The following is a 13,657-nucleotide window of genomic DNA, read 5'->3' on the forward strand; positions in this document are numbered from 1 at the left end:
GAAGCTGACGGATTGCTTATGATGCGGCCATTCTTCGGGGTGAAATCAAACGTTCATGGCCCAAGCTTTTGAAGCCTTATCCGCCTGGCAGGTGATGCTGGCGGGGCTGCTGTTCTTCGGCGGGATCTATCTGGTCTTCGGCGCGGCGACCTGGCTGCTCACGCAGCATGTGTTGCCGGCGTTGGGCATCGGCCGGCCGCTGGACCCGCGCCCCTTGGCGCCGGGCCAGCTGCGGCGCGAATTTGCGCAGTCGGGGCTGTCTATCCTGTTGTTCGGCACCGGCATGATCTTCCCGTGGGGCCTGTTGAAGCTGGGCTGGGCGCATCTGGACCCGGACCCCAGCTGGCAAAAAGTGGTGGTTGAAATCCTGGTGCTGGTGGCCTGGAACGACGTGCACTTCTGGATCAACCATCGCCTGCTGCACACCAAGCCGCTGCGCCGTTTCCATTTGCCGCATCATCGGTCGGTGGTGACCACGCCGTTTTCCACCTATAGCTTTCACCCCATCGAAGCGCTGATGCTGGGCAACGTGATCATGCTGCCGATGGTGCTGCACGATTTCAGTTTCTGGGCGCTGGCCTCGGTGCCGCTGTTCAGCCTGTTCTTCAATTGCATCGGGCATGCCAACTACGACTTCTTTCCCAAGGTGTCGTACGCGCATTGGTTCGCGGCCAGCCGCCGCCATCACCTGCACCACGCTTGCTACAACGGCAACTACGGATTCCAGTTCACGTTCATGGACCGCCTGTTCCGCACGCGGCTGAAAGCCGAAGCGGCAGGCCCGCAGCTTGATGCCTACCAGCGCAGAGAATCGCTTGGCGGACGGGCCTAACCGCTGGCCTCGGCTGCCGTCGCTGCGCAACCGGCGCGACTGGCAAAGCCTGGCGTATCTGGCTGCGCTGCCTGCGCTGGCGGCCTGGCAATGGGTCTACGGATTCTGGTGGCCGCTGTACGCATTGATGCTGTTTTTGACACTAGGCATCGGCGTCATTCACCACAACCACACGCACATCAGAATGTGGCGTGGCCGGTGGACCAACCGCGCTACCGATTTCTGGATCACGCTGCTGCAAGGGCATCCCACGTTTGTGTTCTATCCGGCGCATGTGGCGAACCACCATCGCTTCAAGCATGGCGCGCGCGATGTGGCGCGCACGTACCGTTTTGGCGGCGATACGAATCATCTGTGGGGCTATGTGCTGCATCCGTTCCAGGCCGGCTGGGTGCTGTATCCGATGTTCTTCGCGTGGCTGGGCCGTTTGCGCCGCCATTGGCCCGGCGCATGGCGCTACTGCATGGCGCAGTACGGCGTATGGCTGGGTTTGTGGGGCGGCCTGATCGCCGTCAACCCCGTGAAGGCGCTGGTGTTCGTGATACTGCCGCAGCTGCACGGGCTGCACTGGCTGCTGGCCACCAATTACCTGCAACACGCGCATGCCGACGGCGGCCCCCGCCACGTCGCCGGGCTGAATTACGCGCGCAATTTCGAAGGGCTGGTCAACCCGCTGCTGTTCAACATCGGCCTGCACACCGCGCATCACGAGCATCCGCGCGCGCATTGGTCCGAACTGACCCGTCTGCATCGCGAGCACTACCGCCAACACGTCAATCCGGCGCTGAACGAAGCGGGGCTTACGCCCTACATGTTCCGCGTCTTCGTGCTGGGCGCTGTGGTGCCGCGCTTTCGCAGCCGTTCATGCATGGCGCCCGAGCACATTCGCTAGCGCCGCCATTCACTTTCTACTAGAGACCCGCCCATGCCTATCGCGTTCAATCGTGTCTATCTGGAGAGCGCCGGCTACTTCATGCCGGGCGAACCCGTGTCCAACGACGCCATGGACAGCTACATTGCGCCGCTGAACCGGATGTCCAGCCGCATCAAGAGCCGCATCCTGGCCGAGAACGGCATCAAGCAGCGCTACTACGCCATCGACCCCGAAGGCCAGACGGTGTTCACCAACGCGCAACTGGCCGCCAACGCCATTCGCGATTGCCTGCGCCGCCACGACAGCGATCTGTCCGCAGTGTCGTTGCTGACCAGCGGTTCGTCGGGCGGTGACGCGCTGATGCCCGGCTTTTCGAACATGATCCAGGGCGAGCTGGCCGCGCAGCCGATGGAGACGCTGTCCGTGCATGGCATCTGCGCAGCCGGCGTGTCGGCCATTCAGGTCGCCGCGCAGGGCGTGGAAATGGGCGGACACGCCAGCGCCTTGGCCGTGGCCAGCGAACTGCCGTCGCGCCTGTTCAAGCGCTCGCGCTTTGCGGCGCGTGGCTACGATGCGGACTTCGACGCGCACTTCCTGCGCTGGATGCTGTCCGACGGCGCGGGTGCGCTGCTGCTGGGCAACAGCGGCCGCGCGCTGCCGGGCGCGTCAAGCGGTGTGCGCCTGAAACTGAAGTGGGTGCACCAGCGTTCGTTCTCGGGCGACTACCCGGTGTGCATGCAGCTGGGCCTGTCGGCCGACCGCAACAAGGGGCATCTGGATTACCCGTCGTGGAACGAGGCCGAGGCCGATGGCGCGCTGTCGTTGCGTCAGGACATCCGCCTGCTGCCGCACCTGTTCGACATCGGCATACACGAGTACGCCAAACTGGTGCGCGATGGCTGGCTGGACCCGGACAACGTAGACCATTTCCTGTGCCATTACTCGTCGGAAAAATTCATCCCCGTGGTGGAAGACCTGATGGAGAAGGCAGGACTCGTGATCCCGCGCGAGCGCTGGTTCAGCAACCTGGCGTGGCGCGGCAATACCGGCGCGGCGTCCATCCTGATCATGCTGGCCGAATTCCTGGAAACGCGTGAGGTGAAACCGGGCGAGCAGATCTTCTGCTACATCCCCGAGTCGGGCCGCTTCATGGCGGCGTACATGCTGCTGGAAGCCGAAGCGGTGCACGCGGCGCCGGCGGGCCGGTCAGCGGCGGGGGCTTCGGCTGCAACGTCGGCTGCAACGTCGGCTGCAACGTCGGCTCCTTCCCCGGCTGCGGCTTACGCGGCGGCCCCCGCCACTGCCTCGCCGCGTCTGGACGCGCAAAGCGGTGACGCCGACGCCATCGCGCCGCCGCACGATCCCGACATTGCGCCGCAAGGCCTGGGCCAGTTGCTGACCGAACTTGCTGCAATCTGGCACGACTATCGTTCCCGCGTGTGGCGCACGCCTGTTGTGCGTCGTTTGCGCAACCGCCAGTTCCAAACGGCCGACTACCTTAACTGGATGGAGAACTGGATTCCGCAGGTGCGCGAAGGCAGCAAGTGGATGCGCGAAGGCGCGGCGTCGCTGACCGAGCAATACGCGCCGCTGGCCGCGCTGATCGACATGCATGCCGGCGAAGAGCAGAACGATTTCCAGATCCTGTTCCAGGACTACCGCAACGCGGGCGGCACGGTGGATAGCATCGACGCGCTGCGCCGCAACCCGGGCGGCGAAGCGCTGAACGCCTATCTGCACAGCCTGGCCGCCACGCGCGACCCCATCGGCCTGCTGGGCGCGATCTACATCATCGAAGGCACCGGCCAGCGCATCGTGCCCGCGCTGCTGCCGCTGCTCAAGGCCAGCCTGTCGTTGCCGCCTGACGCCTTCCGCTTCCTGGAATACCACGGCCATAACGATGAGCATCATCTGGCGCGCTGGCTGTCGGCCGTGGAACTTGCGCTGGACTGCGACGAAGACGGCCGCGCCGAACAACGCATCGTCGACACCGCGCGCCGCACGGCCGCGCTGTACCTGATGCAGTTCCACCACGTGATGGAGGGCGACGCGGCATGAGCACGGAACCCGAATTCCTGGCCAAGCCGCACGACCCGGCCGACCCCAGCCCGTGGCTGGCTTTGTACCTGGACCGCAGCACGCCCCTGCCGGACAAGGTGAAAAAAGCCTGGCTGACGGATTCCAGCTGCGCGTCGCGCCAGTACCTGCTGCCGTTCCTGCGGCCGCTGGCGCGCGCGTTCATCATCCTGATCCAGGTGGTGAAGACCTTTTTGCCGCGCCGCTGGTCGCATTCCAAGCTGCTGCATCGCATCTTGGCGTGGGGCCTGAAGCGCTTCGTGTCGCCGGAAGCGAACTGGCTGATCTTGCGCCACTTCCATCTGGGCGCGCAGGCGCTGGCCTTCATCGCCGCGAATTCTCCGGTGCCGATTACGACGAACCCGCTTGAGCCGATGGAGATCGACGACCTGCGGGACGAGCTCTTCGTCAAACATGACCTGAACCTGTTCAACTTCGTCATCCGGCTGAATCAGGCGCTGCGGGACGCGGGCGTGGAAATGCATGCGCCCGAGACGGTGGATTTCTCGATGATCCAGGACCCGCCGCTCAAGCTTGAAGACATGCCGCAGGGCAAGCTGAATTTCCTGGACCTGCAAAGCGCCATCGAACTGTTCACGCCGCTGTATCAGCTGATGCTGACCGACAACGATTTCTGGCGCGCGTGCAATTCGCTGCAACTGGACGAGACCATCGGCATCTACGCGGCCAAGCTGCTGGGCGCGCCGCAGCATCTGATCCTGGTGAACAACAGCCATCCGCTGGTGCCGCTGTCGACCTTGCGCGCGGGCTACCGGCTGGTGCTGCATGGCTTGTCGACGGAAATGCTGCACAGCTTGCTGATGGAGATGAAGGCGGCGCAACAGGGCGCGGAACCGCCCGCGCCGATTGCCTAGCAATACGTTCAGAACAAGGCACAACTTGGTGTAGACCCTGCGTTACACGGAAAAAAGCCTGCGTTATATTGCGTCCCTTGTTCGGCGAGCCGCGCCGGACCGCGTTCGCATCGCGTGATTCTCCGTTGCGTGAGTCTTGATTCCGGAAGTGCCTCTTATGCCTCAGCCTATTGAAGTCATCGCCACCGTTTTATTCGCCGTGGCGGTTCTTCACACGTTCTCGGTGCCCGTTTTTGCGCGTCTGGCGCATCGTGGCGGACCGCATGCGGGCTTCTGGCATCTGTTCTCTGAAGTGGAAGCCGTGTTCGGCGTGTGGGCTTTTGCGCTGATCGTGACCATGGCCGCGCTGTCGGGGCCGGCCAGCGCCATCAACTACATGGACACGCGCAACTTCACCGAGCCGCTGTTCGTTTTCGTGATCATGGTGGTGGCGGCCAGTCGGCCGATTCTGGAAATGGTGGGGCTGATCGTGCGCATCGTGGCGCGCGCGCTGCCGCTGCCGCGCGAACTGGCCACGTTCTTCGTCGTGATGGCGCTGGTGCCGCTGGGCGGCTCATTCATTACCGAACCGGCCGCCATGACGCTGGCCGCCATCCTGCTGCGCGACGCCTACTTCCGCACGAGCGGCCGCGCGGGCTTCAAGTACCTGACGCTGGGCGTGCTGTTCGTGAACGTGTCGATTGGCGGGGTGCTGACGTCCTACGCCGCGCCGCCCGTGCTGATGGTGGCGTCCACCTTCGGCTGGGATTCGACCTTCATGGTGCAGCACTTCGGCTGGCGCGCGGCGGTTGCCGTCTGCCTGAATGCGGGCCTGTTGACCTTTATCTGCCGCAAGGCGCTGATGGAGCGCTCGGTGGGTACGGGCGGCGGCGTGGATGCGCCGGACGGGGCGGATTCGCGCCCGCCGGTCCCGGCCATCGTCATCCTGGTGCATCTGGTGTTTCTGGTGGCCGTGGTGCTCACCGCGCACCATCCCGCCATTTTCCTGGGCCTGCTAATGATGTTCATCGGCTTTTCGGAAGCGTACAAGCGCCACCAGAACCGGCTGCTGATCAAGGAAGGCCTGATGGTGGGCTTCTTCCTGGCCGGTCTTGTCGTGCTGGGCGGCCTGCAAAAGTGGTGGTTGCAGGACTTGCTGGGCGGGCTTGAACCCTTTGTGCTGTTCTGGGGCGCCACCGCACTGACGGCCATTACGGACAACGCCGCGCTGACTTACCTGGGGTCGCTCGTCGAAGGCACCAACGAAGCCTGGCGCTACATGCTGGTGGCGGGCGCCGTGACGGGCGGCGGGTTGACCGTGATTGCCAACGCGCCCAACCCGGCGGGTTTTGCCATCCTGAAGAACCACTTCCCGGACGGCAGCATTTCGTCGGGCCGGTTGTTCCTGTCGGCGCTCGGGCCGACGCTGGTGGCGGCGGTGATGTTCCTGCTGCCGGTCTGAGCGGACGCGCCCTGGCGGACCGGGGGCGGCGCCCCTTGGATCGGGCCTGGGGCCGCCTGGACGGACACGGTACCGACGGTTCATGAAAAACCGCTAAAATTCAAGACTTTCCCGTATTTTTTTCCGGCCTTGCCCAACCGCCGCCCCGGACTTTTGCGCCCGGCGACCGACGGCTTTTGATTTTTCCGGGCCCGCGCCTGGGAGCCCCTGATGCCCATCTACGCTTATAAGTGCAGCGCCTGCGGCCACGCCAAAGACGTCTTGCAGAAGATTTCCGACGCGCCGCTTTCGGTTTGCCCCGAATGCGGTGAAAGCACGTTTTCCAAGCAGGTGACCGCGGCTGGATTCCAGCTCAAGGGTTCCGGCTGGTACGTCACCGATTTCCGCGGCAACGGGTCTGGCGGCGCTGCGCCGACCAGCACGCCGGCCCCGTCGGATAGCGCCGCGCCCGCTGCGGCGCCGGCGGCTTCGGCGCCTGCCGCAGCCCCCGCGACCCCCGCGCCGGCTGGCGGAACGCCCGCCGCCTAGGCCTATGCGATGCGGATGCGCCTGATCAAAAAGTACTTCATCACCGGCCTGCTGATCTGGGTTCCCCTGGTCATCACGGTGTGGGTGCTGGGTTTGCTGGTCGCCACCCTGGAAGGGTTCGTGCCTGGCTTTCTGTCGTCCGAATCGCTGTTCGGCATCGACATCCCCGGCTTCCGCTTCGTCCTGGTCATCGTGGTGGTACTGTTGACCGGCGTCTTCGCGGCCAACCTGATCGGCCGTACGATGGTGGACCAGTGGGAAAACCTGCTGGGCCGCATCCCGCTCGTGCGCTCCATCTACAACTCGGTCAAGCAGGTCAGCGATACCGTGCTTGCCCCGAACGGCCAGGCGTTTCGCCGCGCGGTGCTGGTGCAGTATCCGCGCGCGGGTTCCTGGACCATTGCTTTTGTCACCGGCACGCCCAGCGGTGAAGTGGCCAGCCTGATGCCAGGCGACCACATCAGCGTCTATGTGCCGACGACGCCGAACCCCACGTCCGGCTTCTTCCTGATGATGCCTCGCACTGATGTGATTGATCTTCAGATGAGCGTGGACGCGGCTTTGAAGTACATCGTTTCCATGGGCGTGGTCGCCCCGGCCCAGGCGTTCGCGCCCGAGGACCGGCCGGCCCCGCTCTCTCCGGCGGCAGGCGTGCAAGACGCGCCGCGCGCCGATTCGTAACCCTTACGCTCAAACTAAGCACACAACGGAGTCATCCCGCATGCGTACCTGCTACACCGGCCAGGTTTGCCGTGACCATCTCGGCCAGACCGTCACCCTGTACGGCTGGGTGAACCGCCGCCGCGACCACGGCGGGGTCATCTTCATCGACTTGCGCGACCGCGCGGGCCTGGCGCAGATCGTATTCGATCCGGACAACGCCGCCTTCGCCACCGCCGAGCGCCTGCGCAACGAATTCTGCGTCCGCGTCACCGGTCTCGTGCGCGAACGTCCGGCTGGCACCGCGAACAGCGAACTGGCCTCGGGCGAAATCGAAGTGCTGTGCAAGGAAGTCGAAATCCTGAACGCGTCGGTCACGCCGCCGTTCCAGCTGGATGACGACAACCTGTCGGAAACCACCCGCCTGACGCACCGCGTGCTGGACCTGCGCCGTCCGCAGATGCAGCGCAACCTGATGCTGCGCTACCGCGTGTCGATCGAAACGCGCAAGTTCCTGGATCAGCTGGGCTTCATCGATATCGAAACCCCGATGCTGGCCAAGAGCACGCCCGAAGGCGCGCGCGACTATCTCGTGCCCTCGCGCGTGAACGCCGGCCACTTCTTCGCACTGCCGCAATCGCCGCAGCTGTTCAAGCAGATGCTGATGGTGTCGGGCTTTGACCGCTACTACCAGATCACCAAGTGCTTCCGCGACGAAGACCTGCGCGCTGACCGTCAGCCCGAATTCACCCAGATCGACTGCGAAACCTCGTTCCTGAACGAATTCGAGATCCGTGAAATCTTTGAAAACCTGATCCGCCACGTGTTCAAGGTGGTGCAGGGCGTTGATCTGGCCCAGCCGTTCCCGATCATGCCGTGGACGGAAGCGATGCGCCGCTACGGTTCGGACAAGCCGGACCTGCGCGTGAAGCTCGAATTCACCGACATCACCGACGTGATGCGCGATGTGGACTTCAAGGTGTTTGCCGCCGCCGCCACGGCGCCCGGCAGCCGCGTGGTCGCCTTGCGCGTGCCCGGTGGCGCCGAAATGTCGCGTAGCGAAATCGATGGCTACACGCAATTCGTCGGCATCTACGGCGCCAAGGGCCTGGCCTACATCAAGGTCAACGAAGTGGCCAAGGGCCGCGACGGCCTGCAATCGCCCATCGTCAAGAACCTGCACGACGCTGCCCTGGCCGAACTGGTCAAGCGCACCGGCGCGCAAGATGGCGACATCATTTTCTTCGGCGCGGATCGCGAGAAGGTCGTCAACGACGCCATCGGCGCGCTGCGCGTGAAGATCGGCCACAGCGAATTCGGCAAGAAGACCGGCTTGTTCGAAGCCGGTTGGCAGCCGCTGTGGGTGGTTGACTTCCCGATGTTCGAATACGACGAGGAAGACGGCCGCTACACCGCCGCTCACCACCCGTTCACCAGCCCGAAGGATGGCCACGAAGACTTCCTGGAAACCGATCCCAGCAAGGCGTTCGCCAAGGCTTACGACATGGTGCTGAACGGTTGGGAAATCGGCGGCGGCTCGGTCCGTATTCACCGCGAAGAAGTGCAAAGCAAGGTCTTCCGCGCGCTGAAGATTGGCGCCGAGGAAGCGCAGGAAAAGTTCGGCTACCTGCTGGATGCACTGCAATACGGCGCGCCTCCGCATGGCGGCATCGCTTTCGGCCTGGACCGCATCGTTACGATGATGACCGGCGCCGAATCGATTCGCGACGTGATCGCCTTCCCGAAGACGCAGCGCGCTCAGGATCTGCTGACGCAAGCGCCGTCGGAAGTCGACGAAAAGCAACTGCGCGAATTGCACATTCGGTTGCGTAACGTCGAGCCGAAATGAAGTAATCTGGCGTAGCGCCGCCGCTTGTCGCGGCGGTGCTCAGCCAGCCAATCCTCTCGGGGGGCACGCCAGAAGCCTGGCGTTTCCCCGATGTCGAAAGGCGCCATATCCCCTATGTCGCTTATCCGTGTCGTCAGCTACAACATTCACAAGGGCCGTTCGGCGTTAGGCCGGCGCGACTCCTTGAATGAACTGCGCTTGGGTCTTTACGGCCTGCGCCCGGATCTTGTCTTCCTGCAGGAAGTTCAAGGCCGCAACGAGCAGAAATCCCTGCTCGACGCTCAACACGAATCGCTTGCCGCCGCCCTGCGGCTGGACGTGGCTTATGGCCGCAACGCCATCCGTCATGCGACGGACCACGGCAACGCGCTGCTGTCGCGCTATCCCATTCTTGACCACGAAAACCTGGACATCTCCGACCACCGGCTGGAGCAACGCGGCCTGCTGCATGCACGCATCGAACTCGATGGCCGCGCGGTGCATTGCTTTGTCGTGCATCTGGGCCTGTTCGCCGGTAGCCGCACCCGCCAGGTGCTGGCGCTGACCGAGCGTATCCGGCGCATGGTGCCGGACGGCGAGCCCATTCTGATCGCTGGCGATTTCAACGATTGGAACGACCGCCTGGCGCCGCTGTTTGTGCAGCAGTTGGGCCTGTACGAAGTGTTTTCCCACGCGCCGCGCAGCCATGGCGGCGAACTGCCGCGCCTGCGCGATTCCTTCAAACGCTTAAGCAACGCGCTGCGCGGGCTGCCCAACGGCGGCTTGTCGGTGATGGAACGCACGAATCAGCTGGGCATGGAAGGCAGCTCGCGCCTGCTGCTGCCGCCGCCGCGCACGTTCCCTGCCGTGTTCCCGTGGTTTCGCCTTGACCGCATCTATCAGCGCGGCTTTGCCGTGCGCAGCGCGCGCGTGTTGCGCGGCCGGGAGTGGGCGCGCTTGTCCGATCACTCTCCCTTGCTGGCGGAGCTGGAACTTCCGTGAAGACCGAGCAGGTCAAGCTTGAATGGACGGACGGCAACAACATCCGCTTGTTGCAGAATGGGTCCGACTTCTTTCCCGCGCTGTGCGCGGCCATCGATGCCGCGCAAGTCAGCGTGCATCTGGAAACCTATATTTTCATGGTGGACCGCACCGGCTCGCAGGTGCTGGAATGCCTGACGGCGGCGGCACAGCGCGGCGTGAAAGTGCGCGTGGTGCTGGACGGTTTCGGCAGCGCCATGAGCGTCGAGCATGTGCGCGCGATGCTGCTGGACGCCGGCGCCCAATGCCGCATCTTCCGGCCCGAGCCGCGCTGGTTCGCGCGCTTTATTCCGTCGCGCAGCCGGCTGCGACGGCTGCATCGCAAAGTCACGATTGTGGATGGACGCATCGCGTTCATCGGCGGCATCAACATCATCGACGACTACGATGACCTGGACCCCACGGATGGCATCTCCGCGCCGCGCTTTGATTTCGCGGTGCAGGTGGAAGGCCCGCTCGTCACCGAAGCGGCCTATGCGCAGGACTTGCTGTGGGTGCGCTTGAACTGGGCGCGGCTGCGGCGCCATCCGCGCGACTGGAGCCGCATGCGCTTGACCAAGCCGCATCACGCGCACGTTGAACCTTGCGGCACATTGCGCGCCGCGCTGGTGCTGCGCGACAACCTGCGGTATCGGCAGACGTTTGAACGCGCGTATCTATATGGCATCACGCAGGCGCGCCGCGACATCCTGATCGCCAACGCGTATTTCTTTCCGGGGCGTCAGTTCCGCCGCGCCTTGGCAAAGGCCGCGGCGCGCGGCGTGAAGGTGCGCTTGCTCTTGCAAGGCAAGGTCGAATACCGCATGCAATACCACGCCACGCGTTCGCTGTATGACCAGCTGCTGCGTGACGGTATCGAGATCTACGAGTACATGCCGAGCTACCTGCACGCCAAGGTGGCGGTGATCGATAACGTGGCGACGGTGGGCTCGTCCAACCTGGACCCCTTCAGCCTGCTGCTGGCGCGCGAGGCCAATGTGGTCGTAGACGACCAGCCCTTTGCCTGGGACTTGCAAGAGCGCCTGGAGACGGCCATCCGCGAAGGCGGGCGCTTCATCCGCCCGCTGGAATATCACCGCCGCGGATGGGTGCGGCGCTGGGTGGACGCGGTGTCGTACACGCTGCTGCGCATTGGCGTGGCGTTGACGGGGACGTCGGATAAGTACTGAGCGCTGCGGCGCCTGGGTCAGACGCGCCGCTTGACCAGCCCCAGCGCCAGCGCGGTGCCCACCAGAATGATGGCGGCGCCGATCGCGATCGATGGCGTGATGCTTTCATCCAGGAACCACGCGCCCCACACAACACCGAAGATCGGCACCAGAAACGTGACGCTGACGGCGGCGGTGGGGCCGACATTGGCGATCAGGCGAAAGAAGATGATGTACGCCGCGCCGGTGCAGACGACGGCCAGCAAAATGGTCGAGATCCACGCCGCCATCGATGCCGGGGCCTCGGGCCAGGCCGAAATGGCCAGCGGCAAGAGCACCAGCGACGCGGCGATCATGCTGCCCGTGGCGCTGGCCAAGGCATCCACGCCCGTCAGAAAACGCTTCGTCCAGTTTGCGGCAATGCCGTAAAACACGGGCGCGGATACCGCCGCCAGCACGGCGGGCCCGGTGCCGCCGGCCTGGAAATTCAGCTTGTCCCACACCAGCACGATGATGCCCAGGAACCCAATCAACAGCCCCAAAGACCGCATCCAGGGCAGCCGGTCTTTCAGCCACAGCCATCCCACCACCGCGCCCCACACCGGCGTCACGGCGTTGGCCACCGACAGGAAGCCCGCGCCCAGCGATTGCGCGGCGTAGGCGTAGAGCAGGAACGGGATCGCGGCGTTCAGCGTGCCAACCACCAGCAGCGCCTTCCAGTGCCGCGCGATTACCGGCAGCTTGCCGCGCCACAAGGCGGCGGGCAGCAAGAACAGCGCGGCCAGACCCACGCGCAATTCGATCAGGGCGATAGGGCCGAACTCTTTGACGGCGACCCGCATGAACAGGAAAGAGCCGCCCCAGACCGCTGCAAGCAGCAGCAAGTCCAGCAAATTGCGTTGACGCATGATTGTCTCGATGAGCCCGTTGGGCGGTTTCTTATTCTTGGCGGTGGCTTATTTTCGGCTGGTGACGAGGTTCTTCATCTTGACGCGATGCGCCAGCAACGCACAGGTCAGCGACAGCACAATACACAGCCCAAGACCGGTCCGCACTCCGTTTAGTACCGTGCCATGCGAAATAATGATGCCCACCACCGCCGTGCCCAGCGCGCTGCCGATGGCGCGAGTCGTCTGCACCAGCGCAGACGCCACGCCTACGTCGCGGCGCTCGCTCAGCATCTGCATGAAGAGGGTCAGGTTGGGCAACAAAAAGCCCAACGCGCAGCCGTTGACGAAGAAGGCGGCAAGAATCCACCAGGCCGATGTGCCGGGCGAAATCAGCAGCACCATCAGGCTGCCGCCCGCCAGCAGCAGGCCGCCGAACACCATCAGGCGCTGTGGCTCGGTCTGCTTGGGAAACAGCCGGCCGTTGATGATGCTGCCCACGGAAATCGCGGCCACCAGGGGTGTCAGCAGCAGCCCGGCCTCGCTGGGGGTGTAGCCCAGTACCTGCTGCAACAGCAACGGGCTGTAGAAGATCAGTACGAACATCACCGCGCCGACCATCATCGCCGCCAAATTCAGCAGGCGGGATTCGCGTCCTGATAGCACGCGCAGCGGAAAGATGGGCGACTTCACCCGGCGTTCGGTGGGAATCAGGATGGCGATGGCGGCCACGCCAATCAAGGCCAGCATGCCGCCCAGCAGCGGGTGGGCATGTTCGCCACGCGCAAAGGCCAGTTCCAGCGCGGCCAACGGCGCAGCCACGGCCAGCACCAGTAGGATGGCGCCCACCCAGTCGATCTTGCGGCTGCCGTCGTGCATCGGCCGAATGCGGGGAAAGTAGCGCGCCAGCAAAAAGAAGGCGCCCGCGGCTGCGATGGGCGAAATGAAAAACGCCGCGCGCCAGCCCAGCGCCTGCGTGGCCGCGCCGCCCAGCACCGGCCCGATGCCGCTAGCCATGGCGAAGGCCGCCGACACCAGCGCCATCCATCGCACCCGCTGCTTGGCATCGGGGAACAGGTCGGCCGGGGCCGCGAAAGCGGTCGCAATCATCATGCCGCCGCCCACCCCTTGCAGGGTGCGGAACACGATCAATTGGGTCATGGACTGCGCCAGTCCACAGGCGATGGAGCCGAGCGCGATGATCAAGACGGACACGAGCATCAGCGGCTTGCGGCCGAACATATCGCCCAGCCGGCCGAAGATCAGGATGGAGGCCGCGGTGGCCAGCAAGTAGCCCGTACCCACCCAGGCGTACAGCGCCATGCCGTTCAGCGCCTCGGCCACGCGCGGGAGCGTCGTACTGATGATGGTGGAATCCAGCGCCGCCAGCACCACCGTGGCGGACACCCCCGCCATGGCCATCAGCAGGTCCCGTCGAGAGTGGGCGGGGTCAGTCGATGGCTGGGC

Annotated in this window: 12 protein-coding genes; 10 read left to right on the forward strand and 2 right to left on the reverse strand. The window is 64.5% G+C overall.

Annotated features, from left to right (window positions below):
• Window positions 1-55 precede the first annotated feature (55 nt).
• From ACFZAI_RS00490 to clsB, 10 genes are all read left to right on the forward strand, one after another.
• Complete coding sequence (locus tag ACFZAI_RS00490; protein WP_391565075.1) at window positions 56-832, forward strand: sterol desaturase family protein; 777 nt, start codon at window positions 56-58, stop codon at window positions 830-832.
• On the forward strand, window positions 792-1,724 hold the full coding sequence (locus ACFZAI_RS00495) for a fatty acid desaturase (protein WP_391565076.1): 933 nt from the start codon (window positions 792-794) through the stop codon (window positions 1,722-1,724). Before ACFZAI_RS00490 ends, ACFZAI_RS00495 begins: the two co-directional genes overlap by 41 nt.
• 33 nt (window positions 1,725-1,757) lie before the next feature.
• Window positions 1,758-3,764, forward strand: a complete 2,007-nt coding sequence (locus ACFZAI_RS00500) for an iron-containing redox enzyme family protein (protein ID WP_391565078.1) — start codon at window positions 1,758-1,760, stop codon at window positions 3,762-3,764.
• Entirely contained in the window at window positions 3,761-4,657 is an 897-nt protein-coding gene (locus tag ACFZAI_RS00505; protein ID WP_391565080.1) for a DUF6999 family protein, read from the forward strand. The genes ACFZAI_RS00500 and ACFZAI_RS00505 overlap by 4 nt, the downstream gene beginning before the upstream one ends.
• Before the next feature lie 157 nt (window positions 4,658-4,814).
• Entirely contained in the window at window positions 4,815-6,098 is a 1,284-nt protein-coding gene (locus ACFZAI_RS00510; protein WP_391565081.1) for a putative Na+/H+ antiporter, read from the forward strand.
• A 210-nt stretch (window positions 6,099-6,308) separates the two neighbouring features.
• Window positions 6,309-6,626, forward strand: coding sequence for an FmdB family zinc ribbon protein (locus tag ACFZAI_RS00515; RefSeq protein ID WP_391565082.1), 318 nt, complete (start codon window positions 6,309-6,311; stop codon window positions 6,624-6,626).
• 15 nt (window positions 6,627-6,641) lie between these two features.
• Complete coding sequence (locus tag ACFZAI_RS00520) at window positions 6,642-7,307, forward strand: DUF502 domain-containing protein (protein ID WP_391565083.1); 666 nt, start codon at window positions 6,642-6,644, stop codon at window positions 7,305-7,307.
• Between the two features lie 40 nt (window positions 7,308-7,347).
• Window positions 7,348-9,135 carry an aspartate--tRNA ligase gene (aspS, locus tag ACFZAI_RS00525; protein ID WP_054420799.1) on the forward strand — a complete coding sequence of 596 codons (1,788 nt, stop codon included), beginning with the start codon at window positions 7,348-7,350 and terminating at the stop codon, window positions 9,133-9,135.
• Window positions 9,136-9,249: 114 nt separating this feature from the next.
• Window positions 9,250-10,116 carry an endonuclease/exonuclease/phosphatase family protein gene (locus ACFZAI_RS00530; RefSeq protein ID WP_391565084.1) on the forward strand — a complete coding sequence of 289 codons (867 nt, stop codon included), beginning with the start codon at window positions 9,250-9,252 and terminating at the stop codon, window positions 10,114-10,116.
• Complete coding sequence (gene clsB, locus ACFZAI_RS00535) at window positions 10,113-11,324, forward strand: cardiolipin synthase ClsB (protein WP_391565085.1); 1,212 nt, start codon at window positions 10,113-10,115, stop codon at window positions 11,322-11,324. The genes ACFZAI_RS00530 and clsB overlap by 4 nt, the downstream gene beginning before the upstream one ends.
• A gap of 17 nt (window positions 11,325-11,341) precedes the next feature.
• Here the strand turns inward: clsB and ACFZAI_RS00540 are convergent, their stop codons facing one another.
• Window positions 11,342-12,211, reverse strand: coding sequence for a DMT family transporter (locus ACFZAI_RS00540; RefSeq protein WP_391565086.1), 870 nt, complete (start codon window positions 12,209-12,211; stop codon window positions 11,342-11,344).
• A 48-nt stretch (window positions 12,212-12,259) separates the two neighbouring features.
• The gene (locus ACFZAI_RS00545; RefSeq protein ID WP_391565087.1) at window positions 12,260-13,612 is read right to left on the reverse strand and encodes an MFS transporter; all 1,353 of its coding nucleotides are present in this window, start codon (window positions 13,610-13,612) and stop codon (window positions 12,260-12,262) included.
• Between the last annotated feature and the right edge of the window lie 45 nt (window positions 13,613-13,657).

This window comes from Achromobacter sp. NPDC008082, from assembly GCF_042957345.1.
GTDB lineage: Bacteria > Pseudomonadota > Gammaproteobacteria > Burkholderiales > Burkholderiaceae_B > Achromobacter > Achromobacter kerstersii_A.